This window comes from Acinetobacter lwoffii (genome assembly GCF_022967985.1).
In the GTDB taxonomy this organism is placed as follows: Bacteria; Pseudomonadota; Gammaproteobacteria; order Pseudomonadales; family Moraxellaceae; genus Acinetobacter.
The window spans coordinates 25,906-50,859 of record NZ_JALJVC010000013.1; the positions used below are offsets into that span (position 1 = coordinate 25,906).

General features: G+C 45.6%; 26 protein-coding genes. 20 read left to right on the plus strand and 6 right to left on the minus strand.

The features are described from left to right. Positions 1–31 precede the first annotated feature (31 nt). A complete protein-coding gene (locus tag MWG72_RS09115) occupies positions 32–205 on the plus strand; it encodes a hypothetical protein (protein ID WP_247143851.1) in 174 nt (57 codons plus the stop codon). Between the two features lie 44 nt (positions 206–249). Here MWG72_RS09115 and MWG72_RS09120 read toward each other — a convergent pair whose 3' ends face one another. Beyond that, positions 250–528, minus strand: coding sequence for a DUF2218 domain-containing protein (locus MWG72_RS09120; protein ID WP_005104887.1), 279 nt, complete (start codon positions 526–528; stop codon positions 250–252). A gap of 168 nt (positions 529–696) precedes the next feature. Between MWG72_RS09120 and rpe the strand changes: the two genes are divergently transcribed. The 3 genes from rpe (at position 697) to MWG72_RS09135 (ending at position 2,888) form a co-directional block, all read left to right on the plus strand. Then, positions 697–1,383 (plus strand): ribulose-phosphate 3-epimerase, encoded by a 687-nt coding sequence (gene rpe, locus MWG72_RS09125; protein WP_247143853.1) that lies wholly within the window; start codon positions 697–699, stop codon positions 1,381–1,383. Positions 1,384–2,011: 628 nt separating this feature from the next. After that, entirely contained in the window at positions 2,012–2,329 is a 318-nt protein-coding gene (locus MWG72_RS09130; protein ID WP_004279177.1) for a DMT family transporter, read from the plus strand. Between the two features lie 73 nt (positions 2,330–2,402). Further along, the gene (locus tag MWG72_RS09135; protein ID WP_004730698.1) at positions 2,403–2,888 is read left to right on the plus strand and encodes a methylated-DNA--[protein]-cysteine S-methyltransferase; all 486 of its coding nucleotides are present in this window, start codon (positions 2,403–2,405) and stop codon (positions 2,886–2,888) included. Positions 2,889–3,261: 373 nt separating this feature from the next. On the opposite strand, the gene MWG72_RS09140 is transcribed toward MWG72_RS09135, so the two are convergent. From MWG72_RS09140 to paaZ, 3 genes are all read right to left on the minus strand, one after another. Beyond that, on the minus strand, positions 3,262–4,197 hold the full coding sequence (locus MWG72_RS09140) for a tRNA-dihydrouridine synthase (protein WP_005251039.1): 936 nt from the start codon (positions 4,195–4,197) through the stop codon (positions 3,262–3,264). Positions 4,198–4,382: 185 nt separating this feature from the next. Beyond that, entirely contained in the window at positions 4,383–5,822 is a 1,440-nt protein-coding gene (locus MWG72_RS09145; RefSeq protein WP_247143854.1) for a spinster family MFS transporter, read from the minus strand. A 194-nt stretch (positions 5,823–6,016) separates the two neighbouring features. Beyond that, positions 6,017–8,128 (minus strand): phenylacetic acid degradation bifunctional protein PaaZ, encoded by a 2,112-nt coding sequence (paaZ, locus tag MWG72_RS09150; protein ID WP_247143855.1) that lies wholly within the window; start codon positions 8,126–8,128, stop codon positions 6,017–6,019. A 262-nt stretch (positions 8,129–8,390) separates the two neighbouring features. Between paaZ and paaA the strand changes: the two genes are divergently transcribed. The 13 genes from paaA (at position 8,391) to MWG72_RS09215 (ending at position 20,365) form a co-directional block, all read left to right on the plus strand. After that, complete coding sequence (gene paaA / locus MWG72_RS09155; protein WP_247143857.1) at positions 8,391–9,335, plus strand: 1,2-phenylacetyl-CoA epoxidase subunit PaaA; 945 nt, start codon at positions 8,391–8,393, stop codon at positions 9,333–9,335. 33 nt (positions 9,336–9,368) lie between these two features. Continuing rightward, on the plus strand, positions 9,369–9,659 hold the full coding sequence (gene paaB / locus MWG72_RS09160) for a 1,2-phenylacetyl-CoA epoxidase subunit PaaB (RefSeq protein WP_004279183.1): 291 nt from the start codon (positions 9,369–9,371) through the stop codon (positions 9,657–9,659). 17 nt (positions 9,660–9,676) lie between these two features. Then, a complete protein-coding gene (gene paaC / locus MWG72_RS09165) occupies positions 9,677–10,432 on the plus strand; it encodes a 1,2-phenylacetyl-CoA epoxidase subunit PaaC (protein WP_247143858.1) in 756 nt (251 codons plus the stop codon). Between the two features lie 28 nt (positions 10,433–10,460). Further along, positions 10,461–10,961 (plus strand): 1,2-phenylacetyl-CoA epoxidase subunit PaaD, encoded by a 501-nt coding sequence (gene paaD, locus MWG72_RS09170; protein WP_005247163.1) that lies wholly within the window; start codon positions 10,461–10,463, stop codon positions 10,959–10,961. A 75-nt stretch (positions 10,962–11,036) separates the two neighbouring features. Next, the gene (locus MWG72_RS09175; RefSeq protein ID WP_247143860.1) at positions 11,037–12,095 is read left to right on the plus strand and encodes a 2Fe-2S iron-sulfur cluster-binding protein; all 1,059 of its coding nucleotides are present in this window, start codon (positions 11,037–11,039) and stop codon (positions 12,093–12,095) included. 42 nt (positions 12,096–12,137) lie between these two features. Beyond that, the gene (locus MWG72_RS09180; RefSeq protein ID WP_247143862.1) at positions 12,138–12,908 is read left to right on the plus strand and encodes an enoyl-CoA hydratase-related protein; all 771 of its coding nucleotides are present in this window, start codon (positions 12,138–12,140) and stop codon (positions 12,906–12,908) included. Next, on the plus strand, positions 12,908–13,699 hold the full coding sequence (paaG, locus tag MWG72_RS09185) for a 2-(1,2-epoxy-1,2-dihydrophenyl)acetyl-CoA isomerase PaaG (RefSeq protein WP_004279188.1): 792 nt from the start codon (positions 12,908–12,910) through the stop codon (positions 13,697–13,699). The genes MWG72_RS09180 and paaG overlap by 1 nt, the downstream gene beginning before the upstream one ends. 3 nt (positions 13,700–13,702) lie before the next feature. Then, positions 13,703–15,256 (plus strand): 3-hydroxyacyl-CoA dehydrogenase, encoded by a 1,554-nt coding sequence (locus MWG72_RS09190; RefSeq protein WP_247143864.1) that lies wholly within the window; start codon positions 13,703–13,705, stop codon positions 15,254–15,256. A gap of 11 nt (positions 15,257–15,267) precedes the next feature. Further along, entirely contained in the window at positions 15,268–16,479 is a 1,212-nt protein-coding gene (gene pcaF / locus MWG72_RS09195) for a 3-oxoadipyl-CoA thiolase (protein WP_168730706.1), read from the plus strand. Between the two features lie 60 nt (positions 16,480–16,539). Next, the gene (gene paaK / locus MWG72_RS09200; RefSeq protein ID WP_005247155.1) at positions 16,540–17,832 is read left to right on the plus strand and encodes a phenylacetate--CoA ligase PaaK; all 1,293 of its coding nucleotides are present in this window, start codon (positions 16,540–16,542) and stop codon (positions 17,830–17,832) included. Positions 17,833–17,895: 63 nt separating this feature from the next. After that, on the plus strand, positions 17,896–18,834 hold the full coding sequence (paaX, locus tag MWG72_RS09205; RefSeq protein ID WP_004279192.1) for a phenylacetic acid degradation operon negative regulatory protein PaaX: 939 nt from the start codon (positions 17,896–17,898) through the stop codon (positions 18,832–18,834). A 31-nt stretch (positions 18,835–18,865) separates the two neighbouring features. Continuing rightward, positions 18,866–19,474: a DapH/DapD/GlmU-related protein gene (locus MWG72_RS09210; protein ID WP_247143866.1), complete on the plus strand. Its 609-nt coding sequence runs from the start codon at positions 18,866–18,868 to the stop codon at positions 19,472–19,474. Positions 19,475–19,603: 129 nt separating this feature from the next. Continuing rightward, positions 19,604–20,365, plus strand: a complete 762-nt coding sequence (locus tag MWG72_RS09215) for a class I SAM-dependent methyltransferase (RefSeq protein ID WP_247143868.1) — start codon at positions 19,604–19,606, stop codon at positions 20,363–20,365. Positions 20,366–20,425: 60 nt separating this feature from the next. Here MWG72_RS09215 and MWG72_RS09220 read toward each other — a convergent pair whose 3' ends face one another. After that, on the minus strand, positions 20,426–21,235 hold the full coding sequence (locus MWG72_RS09220) for a cytochrome C assembly family protein (protein ID WP_247143870.1): 810 nt from the start codon (positions 21,233–21,235) through the stop codon (positions 20,426–20,428). Between the two features lie 138 nt (positions 21,236–21,373). Between MWG72_RS09220 and ffh the strand changes: the two genes are divergently transcribed. From ffh to MWG72_RS09235, 3 genes are all read left to right on the plus strand, one after another. Further along, entirely contained in the window at positions 21,374–22,780 is a 1,407-nt protein-coding gene (ffh, locus tag MWG72_RS09225; protein WP_004279196.1) for a signal recognition particle protein, read from the plus strand. A gap of 151 nt (positions 22,781–22,931) precedes the next feature. Further along, positions 22,932–23,498, plus strand: a complete 567-nt coding sequence (locus MWG72_RS09230; RefSeq protein WP_005262538.1) for an RBBP9/YdeN family alpha/beta hydrolase — start codon at positions 22,932–22,934, stop codon at positions 23,496–23,498. A 144-nt stretch (positions 23,499–23,642) separates the two neighbouring features. Beyond that, a complete protein-coding gene (locus MWG72_RS09235; protein WP_184413232.1) occupies positions 23,643–24,248 on the plus strand; it encodes an RBBP9/YdeN family alpha/beta hydrolase in 606 nt (201 codons plus the stop codon). Here the strand turns inward: MWG72_RS09235 and MWG72_RS09240 are convergent. Continuing rightward, the gene (locus MWG72_RS09240) at positions 24,202–24,942 is read right to left on the minus strand and encodes a type III pantothenate kinase (RefSeq protein ID WP_247143872.1); all 741 of its coding nucleotides are present in this window, start codon (positions 24,940–24,942) and stop codon (positions 24,202–24,204) included. The genes MWG72_RS09235 and MWG72_RS09240 overlap by 47 nt on opposite strands. Positions 24,943–24,954: the final 12 nt, after the last annotated feature.

Sequence of the window (24,954 nt, forward strand, 5' to 3'; positions counted from 1 at the left end):
AATACTGGCAGAGGAGTCTCAAACCTTAAAAATGAAAAATTTCACCCTCAATATCGATGGAAAAGACCGACACCTGACAGAAACCGAACTGAAATGGATTCGCCTGATCGGGAAGTTTAAAAAATATCTGGAATCTCACCCCGAACTGGATAAAAGAATTGAGCGTATTCATGCCTTTAATGAACAGGCGAATCATCGTATTTAGTTTCTGATCATTGCTATGCCTTGATCATCAAGGCTTTTTAATACCTATCTTTGCCAGTTAGCAGTCAGATTTTCCTGTCCCATACGGATCAGATGATCCAGTACTACATTTTCAAGTTTATTCAGGTCAGTGGATTCATCATTACTTTGAATCGTTACGGTTAGATGATCCTGTTCAGGAGCCAATATCACTTCAGCATTTGGAAAATGAATCAGGAAATTTTGTTCGGTTTCATCAATATTAAATTTATGTTTCCAGTGATTGGCCAGGCGTTTGGCAATTCGTGCTGCTTGTTGCGTCTGGATATGGGCAATACTTTTCATCAGTTTTCTACACTATTCATCATTATCCTGCATTTTAAACCAAGCGGTGATGCCGGCATAAGCCTCAAAGCGTTACACAGCGTTTTAATCTTGCAACATCGAATCACAGTAGCCGGAGCGGATTTGATATAATGGGAAAAATCCAATTTCAACAAGCCAGGTTCTCCCATGTCCAAGCCTTATTTAATTGCCCCTTCTATTTTATCTGCTGACTTTGCCCGTTTAGGTGAAGAAGTCGAGAACGTGTTGGAAGCAGGTGCAGACGTTGTCCATTTTGATGTCATGGATAACCATTATGTGCCGAACCTGACTTTTGGTGCGGGTGTTTGCAAGGCCTTGAAAAATTATGGGGTCAAGGCACCGATTGATGTGCATTTGATGGTTAAGCCGGTGGATCGCATGATCGGGGATTTCCTTGAAGCGGGTGCTGATATCATTACTTTCCATCCAGAAGCTTCTGATCATATTGACCGTTCTTTACAGTTGATCAAATCAGGTGGTGCCAAAGCGGGGCTGGTATTTAACCCAGCAACGCCACTGCATTACCTTGATTATGTGCTGGATAAAGTCGATCAAATCCTGCTTATGAGCGTGAACCCGGGCTTTGGCGGACAGAAATTTATTCCAATGACTTTGGATAAATTGCGTCAGGCACGCAAACTGATTGATGCTTCAGGTCGTGATATTCGTTTGGAAGTTGATGGCGGTGTTACACCAAGCAACATTCGTGAAATTGCCGAAGCGGGTGCGGATATGTTTGTAGCTGGTTCAGCTATTTTTGGTAAGCTGGATTATAAAGCTGTGATTGATGAAATGCGTGCGGAATTAGCGAGAGTAGGGCAGGTTCAACTGTAATCGTTAAAAACTCATAAGTGCATAAATATGTGGATAACTTTATGGATAAGTGTGTAGATATCTATGTTGATAACCATATGGATATGTTGCATAAAATGTAATCATTTGTAGCCTGATTGATTGCGATTTAGACAAAATTTGTATAAAAAGAACTCAAATCGGGTTCTTTTTTATTGCTTATAACCCTTGTGTTTGGTGGTTGTTTATTCACCATAGGTTGATAATGGAACCAGGCAAAAAGTGATCAATGTGTCGTATATTTGTGTTTCATTATGTAATTTCTCCAGACAAAGTTTAAATTTAATTGATGTGTATAACTTAATATTCTGAGTCCATTCTCATGTAATTGTTGTGAATGAATTGCCCGATTATTAGAACTATTTCTGACTTGGCATTTTCAAGATCTACCATAACCAGAGTAGCCATGAATGTCGTGGAGATTTGAGTAAGGCAAAGTTAAGTTGTATCTCGATAAGTCATTTTTTGTAAAAATAGCCAGATTACTGCAATGTGGTTTTATAAAATTTTTACACCTAGGAGGAACGACCTCCCTTGTGAATTGCGTGTCGGAATTTACAGGAAAAATCGTCAGGACGGCCTGATTCTTATATAAAAAGAGGAGGGCTGCATGGCCTGGATAGTACTTATTCTTGCGGGTATTTTTGAAATCGTGTGGGCATATTCGATGAAGCTGTCCGAAGGATTTACTCGTTTAACCCCCAGTATCATTACTATTGTTTTCATGGTACTGAGTTTTGCTTTGCTGGCTTATGCGATGCGTACTTTGCCGCTAGGTACAGCCTATACGATCTGGACCGGGATTGGTGCAGTGGGTTCATTTCTCATTGGTATTTGGGTTTTGGGTGAACCCGCTACAGCGTTGCGTATGCTGGCTGCCGTACTCATCATTTCCGGTCTGGTGCTGATGAAAGTATCCTCTTCATAATTTGTTTCTGCTTGTCTCGGTGAACTGGGTTAATATAGAAAATGAACTCCAGCGATTGGGACAGGGCGCCATCATGAACTTAAGTTATCTCTATATGGATTCTCCCGTAGGTCAGCTGCAACTGGTCGCGAATGAAACCGCACTGGTAGCTGTGCTTTGGGACTGTGAACAGCCGAATCGGGTGAAAATGGCGACCTTGGTTGAAGATCCGCAGCATCCGGTATTGATTGAAACCAGACATCAGCTCCAAGAATATTTTGCTGGTCAGCGCAATGTTTTTGACCTGCCTTTGGACTTTGCAGGTACTGATTTTCAGAAAAAGGTTTGGCAGGCGCTACTGAATATTCCCTACGGACAGACCCGAAGCTATCGCGACATTGCTGAACAGGTGGGTAATATCAAGGCAGTACGTGCCGTGGGTGCAGCCAATGGCAAAAACCCGATTTCGATTATTGCACCCTGTCATCGGGTGATTGGTCGCAGTGGCAAGCTGGTAGGATTTGCCGGTGGTTTGGATAAAAAAGAAATCCTGTTAAATATTGAGCGGACGCATTCATAAATCTCTTTTATAAATCAAAAAATGATCGTTCTATTCATTTTAAAATGAATATTAAAAGTTCCTTCTCCCTCTGGGATAAGAAGCACTGCTTAGCAAGGAGATGAGGGGGTAAAAACCTCTCCCTCGCCCTCTCCTACAAGGAGAGGGTATTTCCTTTGTAGTAATTATAAAAAATGATTTATGAAAGAACTTTAATATCTAAAAATTTAAAACAAATGAAAAATTAGAATATGGATGTTCTGCTAGTAGAAATTAATCTATTCATACTTTGTGATTGGATTTATTTCGAAGTGGTATTCAAAACAGCCTAAGCAGTCATAAGCTTTTACGAGCCCATAAAAAAGCCTTTGAATGATTCAAAGGCTTTTTAGTGTTAAATATTTGAAGCTTTCAGTTTTTCGGTAATCTCGGCCAGAACTTTAATCCGTTTCACTTCGTCCCATAAGGCTTTGGCTTCAGGATAATGTTTCGACATCATGCCCAGCCATTGCTTGTAACGGCCGACCATCCCGATCTCAGTTTTGGCTGGGCCGTTGATAAAACGAATTTGTAGTTGCAGTAGTTCATTCCAGTTCATCAAAGGTGCATCCGAGTTTTGACGGATACATTGGGTCAGGTCGGGTGTAGTCACTGCACCACGGCCAATCATCAGATCTTCGCAACCGGATTCCAGACGGCACTGTTTGGCATCGGCATTGTTCCAGATTTCACCATTGGCGATCACATTGATCTTAAGTGTCTCACGAATCGGTTGTAGCTGGTCCCAGAATGCGGGCGGAGTATAGCCATCGGCTTTGGTGCGCGCATGCACGGTAACCCATGCTGCTCCTGCATCTTCAATGGCATGGGCATTTTCCAGCATGAAATTACGGTCCATATAACCCAGACGCATTTTGGCGGAAACCGGAATATGCGCAGGCACTGCATCACGCACGGCTTTAACCAGCTCATGCACGACTTCGGGTTCATCGAGCAGGACTGAACCACCACGATGACGGTTCACGGTTTTGGCCGGACAGCCAAAATTCATGTCAATTGCCGGTGCGCCCATGGCTGCCACTTTGGCGGCATTCGCTGCTAGCATCTCCGGATTATTTCCTAAGAATTGGACATGTACCGGTGTACCTGCCGCCGTCTTGCCATCATTCAACAGTTCCGGGCAGTAAGTATGATAAATATGATCGGGCAGAAGGGAATCGGTGACACGGATAAACTCGGTCACACACCAGTCAAAGCTACCTACGGATGTCAGCACATCACGCATAATCGGATCGGTTAAGCCTTCCATGGGAGCAAGCACAAGTTTCAACGGTGCACACCTGTAAATTTAAAACGGTGTTATACGTTTTTTTAGGCAGCCTGTCTAGGCTGGATCGGAATTGAATGATGAGTACCTGAAAATTGAACTTTTTGGGCTGATATAAAAAGGCCTTTAATGTGGATTAAAGGCCTTTAAAAGTGAAGCTTAGGATGATTTAGCGATATCCAGCCATTTTAATCAGCCAGTTTCTCGACTTTCATACTCTCACGATAATACTGACAGCCCTTGTACAACAGGAAGCAACCAATCAATCCGGCAATCGCATTGACGATCGAGATCGAGTTACCAACCATTAAGGTATTCTGGAAATATTTATCCGTGATTAATGCCACAGCGGTGGTTCCGACGCCTAAGGCAATCAGGTTTGAAACCAGCAGGAACTTGGCAGATACCTGTGCGCGTAGCTGGTTTGGTGTCAGCATTTGCGTAGCAGCAGCCGATGCAGGAATCGGGAAAGTGGAGAAGAACATCGCCACAAAAATCAGCGCAAATGAAAGCTGCATATTATCGACCTGAGTGAACAGCACACTCGGAATAATCAGCGCTGCACAGCCAATCGCACCGGTACGAATTGCAGCATCGCTATAGCCACGTTTCGAGAAGAAGTCGATCAGCCAGCCACAGAACAAGGCACCCGAAGTATTCGCGACTAGAATAATCGTACCGAGGATATAACCGGTTTGACTCGCATCCAGACCGAAATTACGCATGTAATAGGCAGGTGCCCAGCCCAGCAGCGAATACAACATCATGGTATAAAAAGAAAAACCAATAAAATGACAGAAGAAGGTCTTTTTATGTGTCTTGATAAAACCGATCGAGTTTTTAAAAGAGGCTTTAATGACCTGACCATCCTGACCGACTTTCATGCCCTTACGTGCAGGTTCACGCACCGTCAGTACCATGAGCAGTGCCAGCAATACGCCCGGTAGACCCACAATCATAAAGGTGAGTTGCCAGGTTTTCACTTCACCAATAAGCGGTAAAGCCACGAAGCTGACATCTTTTAGCAAGCCAATCACATAGCCGCCAATCAGGAAAGCTAAACCCGAACCAATAAAGGCACCAATCGCATATACACCGAGTGCACGGCCTAATTTATCTTTCGGAAATAAATCGGCAACGATTGAATAAAAGGCAGGGGAAAGCGCGGCTTCACCGGCACCGACACTCAAACGTGCAATAAACATTTGAATAAAGTTTTTACTGAGACCACAGGCCGCTGTGGCAAGACTCCAAAACGCAATCCCGGTCGCAATAATTTTGATCCGGGACTTTTGATCCGCCAACGCGGCAATGGGCAGACCCATAATGGCATAAAACAAGGAGAAGGCCAGACCCTGTAACAGGCTGAACTGGGTGTCGCTCAGCATTAAATCGGCTTTAATCGGTTCAATCATGAGCGATAAAATTTGACGGTCTACAAATGACAGAATGTAAGCCACCATACAAATGACCACCACATACCATTGATAGGTGCTGCTTTCCGGTCGTGGTTCAATCTGTTCAGACAGCGGTACGGCCGTTTCTGTCGGTATAGGCTCAAAATTTTGATCTGTTGGTTGAATCGTCCTTTCAACCATTTCTAGGTTCAGCGATTTATCATTCATCATGCAACATCCTGTGCTGATCGTTTGAGATATTTATTTGATACTTTTAATATGCTTGTTATTTTTATATTGTATCGTATTTAATTAATCTAGAGCCTAAATAGAGAGACGTCAATCTGTTTTTAAAAATAGATACAAATAATTTTTAAAGGAAAAAAAAAGGAATCATAATGATTCCTTTTTTTGAGTTTAAATTTTTAGCCACGCTCAACCAGCGTTAAAATATCGTAGGTTGCAACCAGTTCATTGCGTTGGTTTTTTACTTTAATATCCCAGACCACGACACCATGTGGCTTCTGTGCCGGATCGCGCAGTGCTTTTGGAGTTTTCTGCTTACAGGTCAGTTCTACCTGAATGGTATCGCCAATTTTCACCGGTTCTACAAAGCGCAAGTTGTCCATACCATAGTTGGCAATGACTGGACCCTGGGCGGCATCAACGAATAGGCCGGCCGCGGCAGATACCACAAAGTAACCATGTGCCACGCGCTCACCAAACAGGGATTCTGCTGCAGCAATTTTGTCCATATGCGCATAGAAGTGATCACCGCTCAGGCAGCCGAAATTCACCAGATCCGCTTCGGTCACGCTACGTCGTGCTGTCAGCAAACGTTCGCCGATACGCAATTCATCAAATGACTTTTTGAAAGGATGCACACGGTCTTCAAAGACCTGAGCACCAGCCGTCCAGCTATGGCCGACCTGAGTCATGGCATTTGGCGAGCCTTGAATCGCAGTACGTTGCATATAATGTTTGACTGCACGCAAGCCGCCGAGTTCTTCACCGCCACCGGCACGTCCCGGTCCGCCATGAACCAGCAAAGGTAATGGAGAGCCATGTCCGGTACTTTCTTTGGCACTTTCAGCATCCAGAATATGGACACGACCATGCCATGGCGCAATTTTGCTGAGCAGTTGTTCAATATTTTCATCGGTATTGCGTACGATGGATGCCACCAGGCTACCTTCGCCACGTGCCACCAGGTCAGCCAGCTGAGCCAAGTCAGTATATGGCATTAAAGTCACTACAGGCCCAAAGGCTTCAATCTTATGAATGTTTTCTGCCTGAACTGGTGCTTTGCAGACCAGTACTGTCGGTGGGTAACATGCAGCCTTCTCCGTATTTTGTACTTGAATATTAAAGTCCTGACGCAAGTGGCTACCGAATACGATCTTTGCATCCTGGCTCAGCTGTTCAACTTTTGCCGCGACATCATGTTTCTGTTTGACGCTGGCCAAAGCACCCATCGTCACGCCTTCTTGAGCAGGGTCACCGACAACCACTTTTTTCAATTTTTCAATCAGGCGACTTTGTACTGTATCCAGTAATTCGGCCGGCACAAAGGCACGACGAATTGCGGTACATTTTTGTCCGGCTTTGGTGGTCATTTCACGGAAAACTTCACGGACAAATAAATCAATCGTTTCATCATTAGCTTGCGCCGTCAAAATCGCACTGTTGACCGAGTCTGCTTCCATGGTGAATGGAATCGAGTAGGCATTTAAGTGTGGATGCGAACGCAGTTTTTGCCCTGTTGAAGCAGAACCGGTAAAAGTGACCGTATCTTGAGGATTTAAATGATCAAATAAATCATAGACCTGTCCGCAAATGAGCTGCAGTGAACCTTCTGGCAAGAAACCGCTTTCATGAATGGCTTTAACTACGGCATGAGTCAGCTCGGCACCTTCGGTCGCCGGTTTGACAATACAGGGTACGCCTGCCAGCAGTGTCGGTGCGATTTTTTCCAGCATGCCCCAGATCGGAAAGTTAAAGGCATTGATATGCACGGCGACACCGGCTTTAGGCGTCAGAATATGTTTCGCGCCAAAGCTACCTTGCTTAGAAAGAGGAATCCAGGCATCTTCGACCCATGCTGTTTCATCACTCAGTTCACGACGCACCAAACTCGAATAAGCATATAAGGTGCCAATCCCGCCTTCAATATCAATCCAGGCATCTTTACGGGTACAGCCGGTTGCTTTGGCAAGCTCATAAAAGTCTTCTTTGCGTTCCATCAAATACTGAGCCACTTGCTTCAGTGCATTGGCACGTTGATGGAAGGTCCATATGGCAATAGTCGCGCCTTTTTGTTTGGCATACTTCACCACGGCTTGGGTATCGATGCCCTGACTGCCGACCTGATAAACCGCTTCACCGCTAATGGCATGATAAACCGTACGTAAATCGGCTTGCGCTGCGTATTCCTGGCCGTACACCAGTGAAGATAAGCTTTTGATGGCAATAGGATTATGGGTTGATTCAGTATCTTGATAATCCGTTGTGCTTGAGCTGCTGTCTAACTCTAACATTGTAAAAACTCCATTTATGATACGTTTTGAGATGTATTTTAATTTTGATGTTTCATAATTTGTGTTGAAAAATTGAAAATGTCAATCATAAATCTGTGTTTAAAAATGCATAACAATAAAATAAAAAATATTAAATTATATAAAACAAATATTTAGTAAAAATAAAGGATAAAAATTAAATGATACCAATAAATAGATATTGATTTTAATTTCGTATCGTTTTAATTTGGGTGTATCAACACTTGAGATAAGTGAGGGAACAATGAATAACCAACAACAAATCTTCGATCAAAAGATTGAAAAGGATATTTCCATCGAGCCGAAGGACTGGATGCCGGATGCTTATCGTAAGACCTTGATTCGTCAGATCGGTCAGCACGCACACTCTGAAGTGGTGGGCATGTTGCCGGAAGGCAACTGGATTACCCGTGCACCGACCTTAAAACGTAAAGCCGTGCTGATGGCAAAAGTTCAGGATGAAGCCGGTCATGCGTTGTATCTGTACAGTGCTGCAGAAACCCTAGGGGCGGATCGTGACGACATGATGGATAAACTGATTGCCGGTCGCATGAAATATTCTTCAATTTTTAACTATCCAACCCTGAGCTGGGCCGATGTTGCCGCGATTGGCTGGCTGGTGGATGGTGCAGCAATTATCAATCAGGTTGCGCTGTGCCGTACGTCTTATGGTCCTTATGCACGTGCCATGGTGCGTGTGTGTAAAGAAGAAAGTTTCCATCAGCGTCAGGGCTTTGAAGCCATGATGGAACTGGCCAATGGTACGCCGGAACAAAAGCAGATGGCACAGGATGCCGTGAACCGTTTCTGGTGGCCGGCACTGATGATGTTTGGTCCAAGTGATGATAATTCACCGAACAGTGCACAAAGCATGCAGTGGAAAATTAAATTATTCAGCAACGATGAGCTACGTCAGAAATTTGTCGATAACACCGTGTCGCAAGTTTTGCAGCTGGGTTTAACCGTTCCAGATCCAGACCTCAAATTCAATGAAGCCACCGGACATTACGAATTTGGTGAAATCAATTGGGATGAGTTTTTTGCGATTCTTGCAGGCAAGGGGCCGTGTAACCATGAGCGTATTGAAGCACGCCGCAAAGCTTGGGAAGGCGGCAAGTGGGTACGTGATTCCGCAGCTGTCTATGCTCAAAAACAGCAGCAACAGTCAGCAGCACAAAAAGTCGCTTAAAAAATAGTTTGATCAATATAAGGAAATTTGCTCATGAATAACAAAAATAACTGGTCACTTTATGAAGTGTTTGTGCGTAGTAAACAGGGTCTAAGTCACCGTCATGTCGGCAGCCTGCGTGCACCGGATGAGGAAGTCGCACTACAAAATGCCCGCGATGTATATACCCGCCGCAATGAAGGGATCAGTATCTGGGTGGTGAAATCTGAATTGATTACCTCTTCACAGCCAGATGAAAAAGCAGAATTTTTTGAACCCGCTTTGGACAAGGTTTATCGCCATCCAACCTTTTATAACATTCCAGCTGGCATCGAGCATATGTAAAGGGAAAGGTGAAGAATATGACAAATCAAGTATTGGCAGAATTTCTTTTACATGTGGGTGACAGTCAACTGATCCTGTCTCATCGTTTGGCAGAGTGGTGTGGTCATGCACCTGAACTGGAGCTGGATATTGCCTTAGCCAATATCGGACTGGATTTATTGGGTCAGGCACGTACTGCCCTCAGTCTGGCGGGTGAAGTGGAAGGACAGGGCCGTGATGAAGACAAGCTGGCTTATTTCCGTACCGAACGTGAATACCGTAATTTGCTGCTGTGTGAACAGCCGAATGGTGACTTTGCCCAGACCCTGGTGCGCCAGTGGTTGATGGATCACTACCACGCTTTATTGTTTAGCGCCTTAAGTCAAAGTCAGCATGCTGAGTTGGCGGCTTTTGCAGTGAAATCACTCAAAGAAGTGAAATATCACCAGCGTTTTTCCACCACCTGGATGGAACGCTTAAGTTTAGGTACCGCAGAAGCGCATGAAAAAACCCAGCAAGGTTTAAACCAGTTATGGCGTTTTACCGAGGAACTTTTTGTTCTGACGGCTGATGAAAGACAGTTGGTCGATAGCGGTGTCATTCCAGATATTGAAAATTTAAAAGCCCAGTGGCTGGAGACCATTACATCCGAGTTAGCGCGATTTGAATTAAGCCTGCCAGAGCTAGGCGCTTATCGCAGTGGGGCTAAACAGGGTTTACATACAGAACATCTCGGTTTTGTTTTGGCTGAACTGCAATACATGCAGCGCACTTATCCAAACATGAACTGGTAATTCGGCACAATCACAGGGAGTGAGTCGCATGAATCTGATTCGACACGTAGAAGATCAATGTTGGGACGTTTTACAGCAGGTTTCTGATCCAGAGATTCCAGTATTGTCAGTGATTGATCTGGGCATGATTCGTGGCGTCGAGCTGAATCAGCAGGATGAAATTGTGGTGCGACTCACGCCGACCTATAGCGGCTGTCCGGCCACGGATTTATTAAAAGCAGAAATTACCCAGGCTTTCGAGGCGAACGGTTTGACGCCGGTCAAAGTCATTGTGGATCTGTCTCAAGCCTGGACTACGGACTGGATGAGTGAATCGGGCAAACACAAATTACAGCAATATGGTATTGCCCCGCCGCAAGGCCAGTCACATAGCTGTGGTACGCATGTGGCATTGACCGATGGCATCACCTGTCCACAGTGCTTAAGTAACAACAGCAAATTATTAAGTGAATTCGGTTCGACAGCCTGTAAAGCTTTATATCAATGTCGGGACTGCTTAGAAACTTTTGACTATTTCAAATGTATTTGATTGTAACGATTGCGCGGTGGGCAGGGTAAACCAATAACAAGCCTGAACACCGCCACCTAAAAGAAGGATTTTGCCATGAGCCAATTTATACCATTAACCATTAAATCGATTCAGCCACAAACCGAGCAAGCGATCTGCATTGCCTTTGATCTCGCACCTGAGCAGTTGGATACTTTTCAATATCAGCCGGGTCAGCACCTCACCATTCGTCATTTAACCGATGACGGCGAGCTGCGCCGCTGCTACTCGATCTGCAGTGATACTCAGGAAGACATGAGCATTGCGATTAAAAAAATTGATCAGGGTCAGTTTTCAACCTGGGCCAATGCGCATCTCAAAGCGGGCGATGTACTAGAAGTCATGCCACCGCAAGGGGTGTTCTTTCAGAAAGCCGCCAAGGCTGGTGGCCAGAATTATCTAGGATTTGCAGCAGGCAGTGGCATTACGCCAATTTTATCGATTGTAAAGTCGGTGTTGAACCGTCAAGCGGAAGCAACATTCACTCTGGTATATGGCAACCGCTCCTGGAAACAGACCATGTTCTCTGAACAGATCATGGACTTGAAAGACCGTTTTAAGGAACGTCTGCAACTGGTAAATATTTTTTCACGTGAACTCAATGACAGCGAGATCTTTAATGGTCGGATCGATGCAGACAAATTGCAGCAGTTATTTCAGGCCAATCTGATTTCTGCCGAAGCAGATCACTGTTTCGCTTGCGGTCCTGAAGAAATGATGACAGCAGTCGAAACGGTATTACCGACTTGGGGCATTCAGCGCAGCAAGATTCACACGGAACGCTTCAATATGGGTACTGCACCGAAAGCAACCGCCCAGCAGATGGAAAGCCGTAGCGAAGAACGCGTCAATATTATCCTCGATGGTCGCGAGCTGATTGTTGAAGTCTCCAAACAGGATGACAGTATTTTAGATGCTGCGCTACGTGCCGGGGCAGACCTGCCATATGCCTGTAAGGGTGGCGTCTGTGCCACCTGTAAATGTAAGGTGCTGGAAGGTGAGGTTGAAATGGCGGTGAATTACAGTCTGGAAGAAGATGAAATTCAGAAAGGCTATGTACTCAGTTGTCAGGCACGTCCAACCACGGCCAATGTTCGACTTAGTTTTGATGAGTAAAAGCTGAATTTACAGCACCGCGAGTATAGCAGGAGTTCAAGGATGACCTACATTAAAACCAGCTCACCCAAGCCGGGTGTGGTATTGATCGAGCTGAATCGTCCGGAAAAGCGCAATGCCTTAAACAATGCCACCTTGCAAAATATTGCAGCCTGTTTACAGGACTTGGAAACAGATGCGGCTGTGAAAGCCGTGGTCATCACCGGAAATACGCAATGCTTTGCTGCCGGTGCTGATTTAAATGAACTGGCACAGTTAGATGTGGTCAGTATCCAGCAGGATCAGCGCCCACTGCTCTGGAAAAAAATTGATGAATTTTCCAAGCCTTTAATCATGGCTGTGAATGGTTATGCTTTTGGTGCAGGTTTCGAGTTGGCTTTGCATGGTGACATGGTGCTAACTGGAGAAAATGCCCAGTTTGCCTTGCCTGAAATCGGTTTAGGCATGCTGCCGGGTGCCGGTGGAACACAGCGTCTGGCCCGTCTGGTCGGTCAGCAATTAACGATGCGCTGGGCCATGACCGGCGAAATGATTTCGGCACAGACCGCGTTGCAACATGGCATTAGCAGTCAGATCTGTCCGGCCGGACTGACTGTGCAATACGCACTGGAACTGGCAGAAAAAATTGCCAAGCAGGCACCGCTGGCCATTCGTGCCATCAAGCAATCTTTAAAGTCGATTCATGAAGTGACCTTAAGTCAGGGACTGAAACTTGAACGTCAACATTTTGTCTGGCTGGCGGCGACCCAAGATCGCCAGGAAGGCATCAATGCATTTTTAGAAAAAAGAAAACCAGAATTTAGAGGTGTGTAATGGACTATCAAACAATTATTGTCGAAGAAAAAAATGCAGTGGGCTACCTGACTTTTAACCGTCCAAAACAGCTCAACAGCTTTAATGAAACCATGCATCAGGAAGTTTCCAAGGTCATCAAGGCTTGGGCCAAAGACAGCCAGATTCGTGCCGTGGTGATTTCAGCCGAAGGCCGCGGTTTCTGTGCCGGTCAGGATCTGAATGACCGTGTGGTCGATCCGAATGCCGATGCACCGGACTTAGGCCTGTCAATTGAAAAATACTACAACCCTTTGATCAAGCTGATTACCGAAATGCCTAAACCGGTGATTTGTGCGGTGAATGGTGTGGCAGCAGGAGCAGGCGCCAATATTGCCTTGGCGTGTGACATTGTGGTGGCAGCAAAATCGGCTTCCTTTATTCAGGCCTTTTGTCGTCTAGGTTTGGTGCCAGATTCAGGCGGTACCTGGTTCCTGCCGCGTTTGGTTGGACGTGCTCAGGCGATGGGCCTAGCGATGCTCGGCGATAAAATTCCGGCTGAGCGTGCAGTACAACTGGGCATGATCTGGCAGGTGGTTGAAGATGAGCAACTGCAAGCAGAAGCGAAAAAATTGGCGGAGCATCTGGCTCAGCAACCGACCTATGGTCTGTCCCTGATCAAAAAAGCCATTCATGCCGCAGCAGAAAACAATTTGGATGAGCAGCTCATTCTGGAACGTGACCTGCAACGTCTGGCTGGACGTTCAAGCGATTATAAGGAAGGTGTACAAGCCTTTATGCAGAAGCGTACCCCTGAATATAAAGGATGCTAAATCATGCAACAGATCAATTTGGAACAAGTCAAAGTTGCTGTGGTCGGTGCTGGAACCATGGGGATTGGCATTGCACAACTGGCAGCCATGCACGGGCATCCGACCTATGTGTTTGATCTCGATCGCAGCAAAGTTCAGAGTGCCTTGACTGCTTTAGAGGCGCAGCTGAGCAAGCGCGTACAAAATGGCAAAATGACCCAGCAATTGCTGGAGAGTACCTTCGCCAATCTGATTGTGGCAGAGGACATTCAGCAGCTTGCCGATGCGGGCTTAATTATTGAAGCCATTGTTGAAAAGAAAGAAGTGAAGCAAAACCTGTTTCAACAGCTGGCTGCCATTTGCCCGGAACAGACGATTTTTGCGTCTAATACTTCTTCAATTTCCATTACCGCAATTGCCTCGGCGATTCCACATCCCGAGCGAGTGATTGGCCTGCATTTTTTTAATCCGGCCCCAGTGATGAAACTGGTCGAGATTATCCGCGGACTGAAAACTTCAGCAGTCATTGCCGATGCTGTATTTGATCTAATGAAGCACTGGAACAAGGTTCCGGTACGAGCCAAATCGACACCCGGTTTTATCGTCAATCGTGTCGCACGACCGTATTATGCCGAAGCCTTTCGTGCCTTGCAGGAAAATGCTACCACACCCGAACAGCTCGATTACATCATGCGCGAATGTGGCCGTTTTGCCATGGGACCGTGTGAACTCACCGACCTGATTGGTCAGGATGTGAATTTCTCGGTCACACAAAGTGTCTATCAGGAATTTTTCTATGAGCCACGCTACCGCCCATCCTTGATTCAAAAAGAGCTGGTCGATGCCGGCTGTTATGGCCGCAAGTCCGGTCAGGGTTTTTATGATTATACGCAGTCCCAGCCTGCACCTGTATATGAATTGCCAGTGTGTTATGCCAAGTCGCTGAATAAGCTCAAAGTCACGATAAAAGGTGAATGGCTGCATTCAGCAGCACTGATTGAACGTTTAAAACAGGCCTCTCATGTGGAGCTGAGTTTTCAGGCGGCAGAACAGAATGAAATCCTGATTGGTGATCTTTCCCTGCGATTATCGCTCGGCGAGTCGGTTGAACTGGCTTATCCGCATGAGCCTGTGGTGTTGATGGATTGGCATGCAGATTGGGAAAATGCCCAATCGATTCCAGTCGTTGCATCACCAGCATGTAGTGCTGAACAACGCCAGGCAGTGGAGCTATTCCTCATAGGTATGGATATGATACCTATTTGGTCTAAGGATCATCCCGGTCTTTATGTTATACGTAGTATTGCCATGTTGGTGAATGAAGCCTGTGAAGCGGTATTGCATGATATTGCATCAGAGCAAGATATTGATTCTGCTATGAAATATGGCGTGAATTATCCTTGTGGTCCATTCGAATGGGCAGATAGAATTGGATATTACACAATTTTACAAATTTTAGAAAATATGTATCGTATTTATGGTGAAGACCGCTATAGAACTAGTATATATTTAGCAAAGAAAGCGGTGCAGGGACATGCACAGAAAACTCAGCAGCAACCATTACGTGTTGCTGGCTAAAAGGAAGAATCATGGAACAGGTTTATATTTTTGATGGAATTCGCACCCCGATCGGACGCTATGCCGGTGGACTGAGCAGCATTCGTGCTGATGATCTGGCAGCGCTACCGATTCAATATCTGAAAGATCAGCATCCGGCCTTGCCATGGGCAGAACTGGATGAAGTGATCCTAGGCTGTGCCAATCAGGCCGGTGAAGATAACCGCAACGTGGCGCGTATGGCTGCTTTACTCGCAGGGTTGCCTGAATCTGTTTCAGCACTGACCCTAAACCGTTTATGTGCCTCAGGTCTGGATGCCATTGGACTGGCAGCCCGTGCCATCAAATCGGGTGAGGCCCAATTTATTTTGGCGGGTGGCGTAGAATCCATGAGCCGAGCGCCTTTCGTGCAATCCAAACCTACAACTGCCTTTAGCCGTACCCCTGAAATTTATGACACCACCATTGGCTGGCGTTTTATCAACCCAAAATTTAAAGCGCAGTTTGGCGTCGACAGCATGCCGGAAACAGCCGAAAACGTCGCTGAGAAATACCAGATTAGCCGCGCAGATCAAGATCTATTTGCCTATCACAGCCAGCAGAAAACTGCAGTAGCTCAACAGAAGGGTATTTTTGTCGAAGAAATTCTGCCAGTAGAGGTTAAAGGTCCGAAGAAAACCACTCTGACCATTTCCCAAGACGAGCACCCGCGTGCAGAAACGACGCTGGATAATCTGGCAGCCTTGAAAACCCCATTTCGTAAAGAAGGCGGTTCAGTCACCGCTGGTAATGCTTCGGGTGTTAATGACGGGGCGGCTTGCGTATTACTCGGCAATCAGCAGTTTGCTGAGCAGTATGGTTTGCGCCCGAAAGCTAAAGTGATTGGAATGGCCAGTGCCGGTGTGGAAGCCAAATATATGGGCATTGGGCCGGTGCCAGCAGTACATAAAGTGCTGAAACAGACTGGACTCAGTCTGGAACAGATGGACGTGATTGAGCTGAATGAAGCTTTTGCTGCGCAGTCACTGGCCGTGATTCGTGAACTCGGCTTGCAAGACGATGATTCCAGAATTAACCCGAATGGCGGTGCCATCGCCTTGGGTCATCCGCTGGGTATGAGTGGCACCCGTCTGGTGATCACGGCCATGAAAGAACTAAAACGCCGTAAAGGCAAATATGCACTCTGCACCATGTGTGTCGGTGTGGGTCAAGGTGTGGCACTGGTTTTAGAAAATATGGATTAAACACATCATTCAATCAATGAATTAAACCGTGGTCAGGAAGACTGCGTCAGGAGTAAGAATATGAATAACAATGCAATGGAAAAAATTGAAAAAGTATCGGTTGATGAGTTACGCAGTGTTCAGCTACAGCGTATGAAAAAGACGTTGCAACATGCTTATCAGAATAGCCCGGTTTATAAAAAGAAATTCGATGATGCTGGCGTGCATCCAGACGATTTTAACTCACTGGAAGATCTGGCGAAATTCCCGTTTACCACCAAACAGGATTTACGCGATAACTATCCGTTTGGCATGTTCGCTGTGCCACAAGAACAGATTGTACGTGTACACGCATCTTCTGGTACCACCGGTCAGCCAACCGTGGTGGGTTATACCCAGAATGATATTAATGTCTGGTCGGATGTAGTGGCGCGTTCATTACGTGCAGCTGGCTTGAGCAGTAAAGATATTATTCAGGTGTCTTATGGTTATGGACTGTTTACTGGCGGTCTAGGTGCGCATTATGGCGTTGAGCGTTTGGGTGCAACCGTGATCCCAATGTCTGGCGGACAAACTGATAAACAGGCGCAACTGATTCATGACTTTAAACCGACGGCACTGATGGTCACGCCATCTTACTGCCTGAACATTATTGAAGCGCTTGAGAAGAAATTTGGCACAGCCAAAAACTGCTCGATTAAAACCGGTGTCTTTGGTGCAGAGCCATGGACCAATGAAATGCGCAAGGAAATTGAAGAGCGTTTAGGCATTGATGCGCTGGATATTTATGGTTTATCAGAAGTGATGGGACCGGGCGTAGCGATGGAATGTCTGGAATCCAAAGATGGCCCAACCATTTGGGAAGATCATTTCTATCCTGAAATTATCCATCCGGAAACTGGAGAAGTGCTGCCAGATGGCGAACTGGGTGAACTGGTATTTACCACCATTACCAAAGAAGGCATGCCGGTAATCCGTTACCGTACCCGCGATTTGACCCGTTTATTGCCAGGCACGGCACGCACCATGCGTCGTATGGACAAGATTGTGGGCCGCAGTGATGACATGATGATTATTCGTGGAGTGAATGTGTTCCCGTCGCAGATTGAAGAGCAGATTTTACAGATCCAACAACTGATTCCGAACTACCAGATTCAGATTTGCAAACAGGGACATCTGGATACATTGCATATCCGTACAGAAATGCGTAAAGATAGCAGTGACATTATGGCGCACCAGCTGGCAACTCAGCTTAAGGGCCAGATTAAAACTATGGTCGGAATCACCGTAAGTGTCGAAGTGTTGCCTGAAGGGAGTCTGCCACGCTCTGAAGGCAAGGCACAGCGCGTGTTTGATATCCGCAAGTCTGCATGAAGTACTATTGGATGATAGCCAAATGGTCTATCATCCAGTTTCTATAAGGTAAAGTTAAACGCAATGAATCCGAAATTAAAACAAATAATTGATGACTTTATTCAAACTGAAGCACTCAGCGGAACCTCATTAATCATGACCATCTTTGGTGACTGTATTTTTCACCGGGGTGGCATTATCAGTCTGGCCAGTCTAATTCAGCTCATGGATGTCTTCGGATTTAATGAACGATCGGTACGGACTGCCGTATTTCGTCTGGTCCAAAATGGCTGGCTGATGTCTGAGAAAATTGGTCGCACCAGTTATTATCGCGTAACCGAAAGCAGCCGCCAGCGTTTTATTATGGCGGATCAAAAAATTTACAGTTTTCAGCATACCGAATGGGATCAGAAGTGGGATCTGGTGCTGCTCAGTTCAGTGGAACTGGAAAATAAACTGGTTCTGAAAAAAGAACTGGAATGGCTGGGCTTTGCCAATATCGCCACTAATGTCATGGCCTATCCGGGCTGTGATCACCAGAAACTGCAAAACCTGCTGCTGAACTTGAAAATGACCGACCAAGTCGTGGTATTTAAGGCTGAAACCTTACAGCTCTGGCAGGAATCCTACCCAACCGTGAAACGCATGGTCGCCACCAACTGGCCGGTACAGGAGCTGCATCAGCGCTATGAAAAATTCATTGCAGATTTCCGGGAATTCTTTCATCTGGTGGAACAGGAAGATGAGCTGGATCCGGTTCAGGCCTTTCAGTTGCGAATTTTACTGATTCATCAATTCCGCCGGATTTTATTAAAAGATCCAAATCTGCCTTTTGAATTATTGCCATCCAACTGGCTTTCCCTGAATGCCCGTAATCTGAGCAGTAATTTATATCAAACCGTGGTTGCGGCAGGGGATGAATTCTTTATGGAGATCGCCCGAACTTCGGAAGGTTCGATGCCGCCGGTACATCCACAATTCTATAAACGCTTTGGCGGTTTGCGACTGGAAGCCGTCAGCTAATCTAATTCTGCATTTTTAAAGGAATAAAATAATGCCGTGTTATGCCATTGATGGTGTGATTCCTGTGGTCAGCCCTCGTGCTTATGTACATCCACAAGCCGTTCTGATCGGGGATGTGGTGATTGAAGAGGGTGTATATATCGGGCCTTTCGCTACTTTAAGAGCCGACTTTGGCGGGATTCACATCCAGAAAAATGCCAATGTTCAGGACTCATGCACCATTCATGGCTTTCCCGGCAGTGTCACGCTGGTCGAAGAATGTGGCCATATCGGACATGGCGCGATTTTACATGGTTGTATCATTCGCAAAAATGTATTGGTCGGCATGAACAGCGTGATTCTGGATGAAGCCGAGATTGGTGAAAATACCATTGTTGGTGCTAATAGTACGGTTAAAGCCAAGGCCCAAATTCCGGAAAATTCATTGGTGCTCGGTAGTCCGGCGCGGGTTATCCGTCCCTTGGACGCCAAAGAAATTGCCTGGAAAAGCAAAGGGACACAGGAATATATTCAGCTGACAGAGCGCTGCTTGTCCTCGATGCAGGAGGTCAGTCCTTTAACAGAAGTCTTCGCAGACCGGCTGAGCTATAAAGCCTTCAAGGCAGAGTATCAGATCAAGCAGAATAGCTTGAATGACTAACTCAGCAAGATGATCTTATTGAATAGATGAATTCTGCATTTTAAAAACAGGAAGTGACTGAAACCAAATTCCAACTGCATTCCCTGACCGGCTATTTAGACTGAAATAAAACTGGTCTGGAAAGCATATATGGAAAACAGGGAATTTAAAGATCATTTCTCCCAGCAGTCACAGGACTATGCCTTGTTTCGTCCGCATTATCCGGATGCTTTGGGGAAAATATTGGCAGACCTATCACTAAGTACCAAATTGGCTGTAGATGTCGGCTGTGGTTCTGGACAGCTTTCAGAAGTTTTGGCGAATTACTTTGATCAGGTGATGGCTATTGATGCGAGTAGTGAGCAGATTGCTCAGGCCAAACCGCATCCAAAAATTCAGTATGGTCAGGCACTCGCTGAAAAGATTCCGTGTGCTGACCAGAGTGTTGATCTGATTTCGGTGGCTCAAGCAGCGCATTGGCTCGATCTGGAAAAATTTTATGCAGAGGTTCGCCGTCTTGCCCGGCCTAATGCCGTTCTGGCTTTAATTAGCTATGGCGTGTTCAGTGTGGATGAGCCACATCTGAATCATTATTTTAAGTATTTTTATGAAGTGACGATTGCGCCATACTGGCCGCCTGAACGTCGCCATGTGGATGAAGGATATAAAAATCTACCATTTCCATTTCAGGAAATTGCGATTCAGCCACCGGTATTACAGGTTGAATGGAACTTTTATCAGTTAATTGGTTATATGAGTACCTGGTCAGCCGTCAAAGCAGCAACCAAAGCGCTGGGACATAATCCACTAAATGTACTGGCAGATGCCTTATTGCCAGAATGGGAAGATCCAGAATTGCCTAGAGTCATTCGCTGGCCATTGTCGGTGCGTGCGGGGCGTATCACCGTTTAAAGAATATTCAAGCTAAAGCCTATTTATTGGACAATAAATTGAATATTTCAAGGCTCAGAATTATCGCCCTAGAATCATTTCCAGCACAAATTTAGACCCAATAAAACCCAGTGCCAGCAAGCCAAAACCGAGCAGGGTAAAGCGCACAGCTTTCTGGCCACGCCAGCCAAACTTCCAGTGTCCGATCAGAAGGGAACCATAGACCAGCCAGGAAATGATACTGAATGCTGTTTTATGGGCCAGATGCTGAGCAAAGAAATCGTCGATGGTAAAAAAGCCAAAGCCCAAAGCGAGGGTAAGTAAAACAAAACCGGTCATCAGCATATCAAACAGGAGCGATTCCATGTCCTGATAAGAGGGTAGCAAACTGACCCAGACCCGGCGTTTCTGCTTCTTTTTCAGCTCACGATCCTGTAGTCGCAAAATCACAGCCTGAATGGTCGCCATGAGCAATACCGCATACGCAGACAAAGACAGGATAATATGAATATCCAGACCCAAAGAGTTTTGTGCGATGATTTTTGCAGGCTGAGTAAACGCAAAGCCGAGGATCAAACCTGTGGCAGCTACTGGAATTCCGATCAGATTCAGGGCAATAATTGGACGATAAGTGCTGTAAATAATGCTGAGTAATAGCATCAGACCAGAGGTAAAGGAAAACAGGGCAAAAACATCATAATTGATGCCCAGCGGGGTGTGCATATCACCATACAAGACCAGCGCATGCAAGCCCAATCCAAGCAGGGCAGTTAGCGAGACAAACCATTGATTAGGAGCACGTTTAGTCATTAAATGAATGAACAGATACCAGAAGGAAGCGGTATAAGCGACTAATGCTAAGATCGTATAAACCAAGGGGAGGCTAACCATGTCAAACCTTTTTAAGGGTGATGAATATTCATTTATATAAATTCGCTGCGAACTACAGTATCCTATAGCATTCTATGCATAAATTTTCTATTTTAAGAAACAATTTTTTGCTCATGGCTATTTTAAGCGGATTTTGCAATGTTTGATACCTTAACAGAACGACTCACGCAGAGTTTAAGAAATGTTACTGGCTCAGGGCAGCTAACCGAAGACAATATTAAAGATACGTTACGTGAAGTGCGTATGGCGCTTCTTGAGGCCGATGTTGCGTTACCTGTAACTCGTGAATTCATCGCGAAAGTTAAGGAAGAAGCATTGGGCCAGGAAGTGATGACTCAGTTATCTCCTGGGCAGGCTTTTGTCAAAATCGTTCATGACGAATTGACCAAAATGATGGGCGAGGCCAATGAAAGCCTCGACCTCGCTGCAAAACCACCTGTGGTTGTCCTGCTGGCAGGCCTGCAGGGTGCAGGTAAAACAACAACTGCAGCGAAACTTGCACGCTTCTTACAAGAACGTCAAAAGAAAAAAGTCGCGATGGTCTCTGCCGATGTGTATCGTCCGGCTGCGATCAAACAGCTACAGACTGTCGCGGGTGAAGTCGGTGCGATTTTCCTGGAATCTAGCGCAGACGAAAAACCGATTACGATTGTGAATCGCGCGATTGAACAGGCAAAAATCCAGTTTGCCGATGTGCTGATTGTCGATACGGCAGGTCGTTTGCATATCGATGATGACATGATGGGTGAAATCAAAGAGCTGCATGCAGCGATTAACCCGACTGAAACCCTGTTCGTGGTCGATGCCATGACCGGTCAGGATGCGGCAAACACCGCCAAAGCATTTAATGATGCCTTGCCTTTAACTGGTGTGATCCTGACCAAAACTGATGGTGATGCGCGCGGTGGTGCAGCGCTTTCAGTACGCGCGATTACCGGCAAGCCAATCAAATTCTTGGGTATGGGTGAGAAACTCGATGCCTTGGAGCCATTCCATCCTGAGCGTGTTGCACAGCGTATTCTCGGTATGGGTGATGTACTTTCTTTGGTCGAAGAACTTGAACGCAAGGTCGACAAAGAAAAAGCCGAAAAAATGGCGAAAAAACTGCAAAAAGGCGGCAGCTTCAACTTTGAAGACATGCTGATGCAGTTTGAGCAGATGAACAAGATGGGCGGCATGATGGGCTTCCTGGACAAACTTCCTGGCATGAGCAATGCCGGTCTGCAAGATGCGTTGGCGCAAGCCAATCCTGAAAAGCAGGTCAAGAAAATGGAAGCGATTATCCAGTCGATGACTATCAAAGAGCGCCGTAACCCGGACTTGATGAACCCAAGCCGTAAAAAACGTATCGCAGCAGGTTGTGGTATGGAAGTGGCAGAAGTCAACAAGCTGATCAAGCAACATGCCCAAATGGCCAAGATGATGAAAAAATTTGCCAATCCATCCGGTATGGCAAAAATGATGAAGTCACTTGGCGGTTTGCAGAAACAGTTTGGTGGCGGCGGTGGTATGGGTCCATTGTTCGGCGGCAACGACAAGAAATAAGTTTTATTTTAAAAAAAGGCGCAATATGCGCCTTTTTTTATTGCGAATAAATGGTCAAACTGGTTTAAACAAAACAACATTTACTTACCCAAAATAAAAATCCAATCAGGCAGACTCGGGAATATCAGCACAAAATAAAGAGAAATTTCAAATGACCCAAGTGATTGTCGTACATGGTTATACTGCAAGCCCGGAAGAAAATTGGTATCCGTGGATTCAGGAAAAAGCCCAACAGGAAAACGTCAGTTTAAAAGTACTTCGGCTCGATCCATCGACCACACCGACACTGGACACCTGGGATCAGCAAATGCGTGAACAGATTGATGCAATTGACGAGGACAGTATCTTTATTGCACATAGCTTGGGAACTGTGGCCGCATTGCATTACTTATCCAGAGAATTAAAACAGCAGAAAATTCAGCAACTGGTATTGATCGCGGGATTTAATGGCCGGTTAGGTCGTCTGGATGAAGTAAACCCTTTTATTGATGCCGCTGATATCGATTTTGATTTACTCAAACAGCAGATTGCAGAACGTGTAGTGATCTATTCTGAAGGCGATGACCGGGTTGCACCAGAATTTAGTCTGGAACAGGCGGACAGTCTGGATGCCATTGTGGTGAATGCCAAGCATCACGGACATTTTATTGATTCTCAAGGCTGTACTGATTTGCCAGAACTCTGGAAAGTAATCGAACCTTATCTGATTAAATCTTAAATTTAGGCATGTTATTGTATTCGCTAAATTTTAAAATTTAACATGAGATGGTGTTCAAAAAGGCACTTGAATTCCATCTCCAGACTGGTTAAAACTTATTTTTTGTCGACGCAATTTGCGTTCAATGATAATAAGTAAATCACTATGAAAAATATAATAAAGAAAGTCTATATCGTGCCGGATTATCAGGCGACCTCCAATGATCACTGGTACCCTTGGTTCAGTCGCCAGCTTAAAAATGCCGGTTTTGAGTCTAAACGGATTATGCTGGCCAACCCCTTTCAGCCCAATTTAGAAGAATGGCAGCAGAACCTGAAATTGCACATTCCGCACATGGATGAACATACCTTTTTAGTTGCACATGGCCTGAGTTGCGTCAGTGTTTTAAACTTTTTACAGGAACATTATATTCAGCAGCAACGCAAGATCGGCGGGGTAATTCTGGTCTCAGCCTTTGATACGCCTTTGGTGGCCTGGTCAGAACTGAATAAAATACTGCAGGCTGTGCGACTCGATCTGAAAAACTTACCGTATAGCTATAAACGTGCGGTGATGCTGATCTCCAGTAATGATCCCTATGTGCCTGCACCGGTTTCCTTGCGTTTAGCCCATAGCTTAAATGCACAAATTTTTGAGATCAAAAAAGCCGGGCATTTTAACAAGGCTGATGGCTTTGCCGATTTCCCTCAGTTGCTGGACATTATCAGACAGTGTCTGGCAAATGAGCTGCAAAATGCTGCAGGCCTTTAAGCAAGAGATCAGGTTCAATCCGGGGCTGATACTGAGCGAGATGTTGCGCAAACAGCGGGGCATCTCCACCAGTTAAAACCAGCTGTGCAGGGAAATCATGCAGGACTTTTTCGATGGTGCTGAGCAGACCGAGCAGGATGCCATGATGTACCGCATCGATGGTATTGCGTCCGGGATTGAGTTCAGAAAAAGCGGCATCCGGAATTTTAATGCCTTTGGTATTCTGAATTAGGGAGTCACGTTGCAAGTACAGATTTGGCAGAATAAATCCACCCAAATGTTGTTGTCCTTGCGCCAGATCAATGGTCAGTGCTGTACCACAACTAATTACACAGTAATTTTCATGCGCTTGAGTCGCCACTGCAAGTACCTGTAACCAGCGGTCAATGCCCAGCTGAGAAGGTTCATCATAGCCACAGATCAGACCAGCATATTCCGCCTGTACCTGAGCAAAAATCACTGGAATATGCAGACTTTCTAAAATGCTGAGAATACGCTCATTACTGATTTTATCCTGGACCGAGGATAGACCCACCTGATGCAAGCCCAGTGTTTTAAAATGCTGGATCAGGCCAAGTAACAAATCAGCAGGAGACTGTAAATGTAATTCCGCTGCCTGTTCAATAATCTGATCATGCTCGGTAATCCAGTATTTCAGCCTGGTATTGCCAATATCCAACCATAATTTTTTCATTGCTGTATGCCT

Bases quoted from the DNA above. Each gene is read 5' to 3' on its own strand.
- MWG72_RS09115 (WP_247143851.1), top strand. From the start codon at position 32: ATGAAAAATTTCACCCTCAATATCGATGGAAAAGACCGACACCTGACA.
- MWG72_RS09120 (WP_005104887.1), bottom strand. From the start codon at position 528: ATGAAAAGTATTGCCCATATCCAGACGCAACAAGCAGCACGAATTGCC.
- rpe (WP_247143853.1), top strand. From the start codon at position 697: ATGTCCAAGCCTTATTTAATTGCCCCTTCTATTTTATCTGCTGACTTT.
- MWG72_RS09130 (WP_004279177.1), top strand. From the start codon at position 2,012: ATGGCCTGGATAGTACTTATTCTTGCGGGTATTTTTGAAATCGTGTGG.
- MWG72_RS09135 (WP_004730698.1), top strand. From the start codon at position 2,403: ATGAACTTAAGTTATCTCTATATGGATTCTCCCGTAGGTCAGCTGCAA.
- MWG72_RS09145 (WP_247143854.1), bottom strand. From the start codon at position 5,822: ATGATGAATGATAAATCGCTGAACCTAGAAATGGTTGAAAGGACGATT.
- paaZ (WP_247143855.1), bottom strand. From the start codon at position 8,128: ATGTTAGAGTTAGACAGCAGCTCAAGCACAACGGATTATCAAGATACT.
- paaA (WP_247143857.1), top strand. From the start codon at position 8,391: ATGAATAACCAACAACAAATCTTCGATCAAAAGATTGAAAAGGATATT.
- paaB (WP_004279183.1), top strand. From the start codon at position 9,369: ATGAATAACAAAAATAACTGGTCACTTTATGAAGTGTTTGTGCGTAGT.
- paaC (WP_247143858.1), top strand. From the start codon at position 9,677: ATGACAAATCAAGTATTGGCAGAATTTCTTTTACATGTGGGTGACAGT.
- paaD (WP_005247163.1), top strand. From the start codon at position 10,461: ATGAATCTGATTCGACACGTAGAAGATCAATGTTGGGACGTTTTACAG.
- MWG72_RS09175 (WP_247143860.1), top strand. From the start codon at position 11,037: ATGAGCCAATTTATACCATTAACCATTAAATCGATTCAGCCACAAACC.
- MWG72_RS09180 (WP_247143862.1), top strand. From the start codon at position 12,138: ATGACCTACATTAAAACCAGCTCACCCAAGCCGGGTGTGGTATTGATC.
- paaG (WP_004279188.1), top strand. From the start codon at position 12,908: ATGGACTATCAAACAATTATTGTCGAAGAAAAAAATGCAGTGGGCTAC.
- MWG72_RS09190 (WP_247143864.1), top strand. From the start codon at position 13,703: ATGCAACAGATCAATTTGGAACAAGTCAAAGTTGCTGTGGTCGGTGCT.
- pcaF (WP_168730706.1), top strand. From the start codon at position 15,268: ATGGAACAGGTTTATATTTTTGATGGAATTCGCACCCCGATCGGACGC.
- paaK (WP_005247155.1), top strand. From the start codon at position 16,540: ATGAATAACAATGCAATGGAAAAAATTGAAAAAGTATCGGTTGATGAG.
- paaX (WP_004279192.1), top strand. From the start codon at position 17,896: ATGAATCCGAAATTAAAACAAATAATTGATGACTTTATTCAAACTGAA.
- MWG72_RS09210 (WP_247143866.1), top strand. From the start codon at position 18,866: ATGCCGTGTTATGCCATTGATGGTGTGATTCCTGTGGTCAGCCCTCGT.
- MWG72_RS09215 (WP_247143868.1), top strand. From the start codon at position 19,604: ATGGAAAACAGGGAATTTAAAGATCATTTCTCCCAGCAGTCACAGGAC.
- MWG72_RS09220 (WP_247143870.1), bottom strand. From the start codon at position 21,235: ATGGTTAGCCTCCCCTTGGTTTATACGATCTTAGCATTAGTCGCTTAT.
- ffh (WP_004279196.1), top strand. From the start codon at position 21,374: ATGTTTGATACCTTAACAGAACGACTCACGCAGAGTTTAAGAAATGTT.
- MWG72_RS09230 (WP_005262538.1), top strand. From the start codon at position 22,932: ATGACCCAAGTGATTGTCGTACATGGTTATACTGCAAGCCCGGAAGAA.
- MWG72_RS09235 (WP_184413232.1), top strand. From the start codon at position 23,643: ATGAAAAATATAATAAAGAAAGTCTATATCGTGCCGGATTATCAGGCG.
- MWG72_RS09240 (WP_247143872.1), bottom strand. From the start codon at position 24,942: ATGAAAAAATTATGGTTGGATATTGGCAATACCAGGCTGAAATACTGG.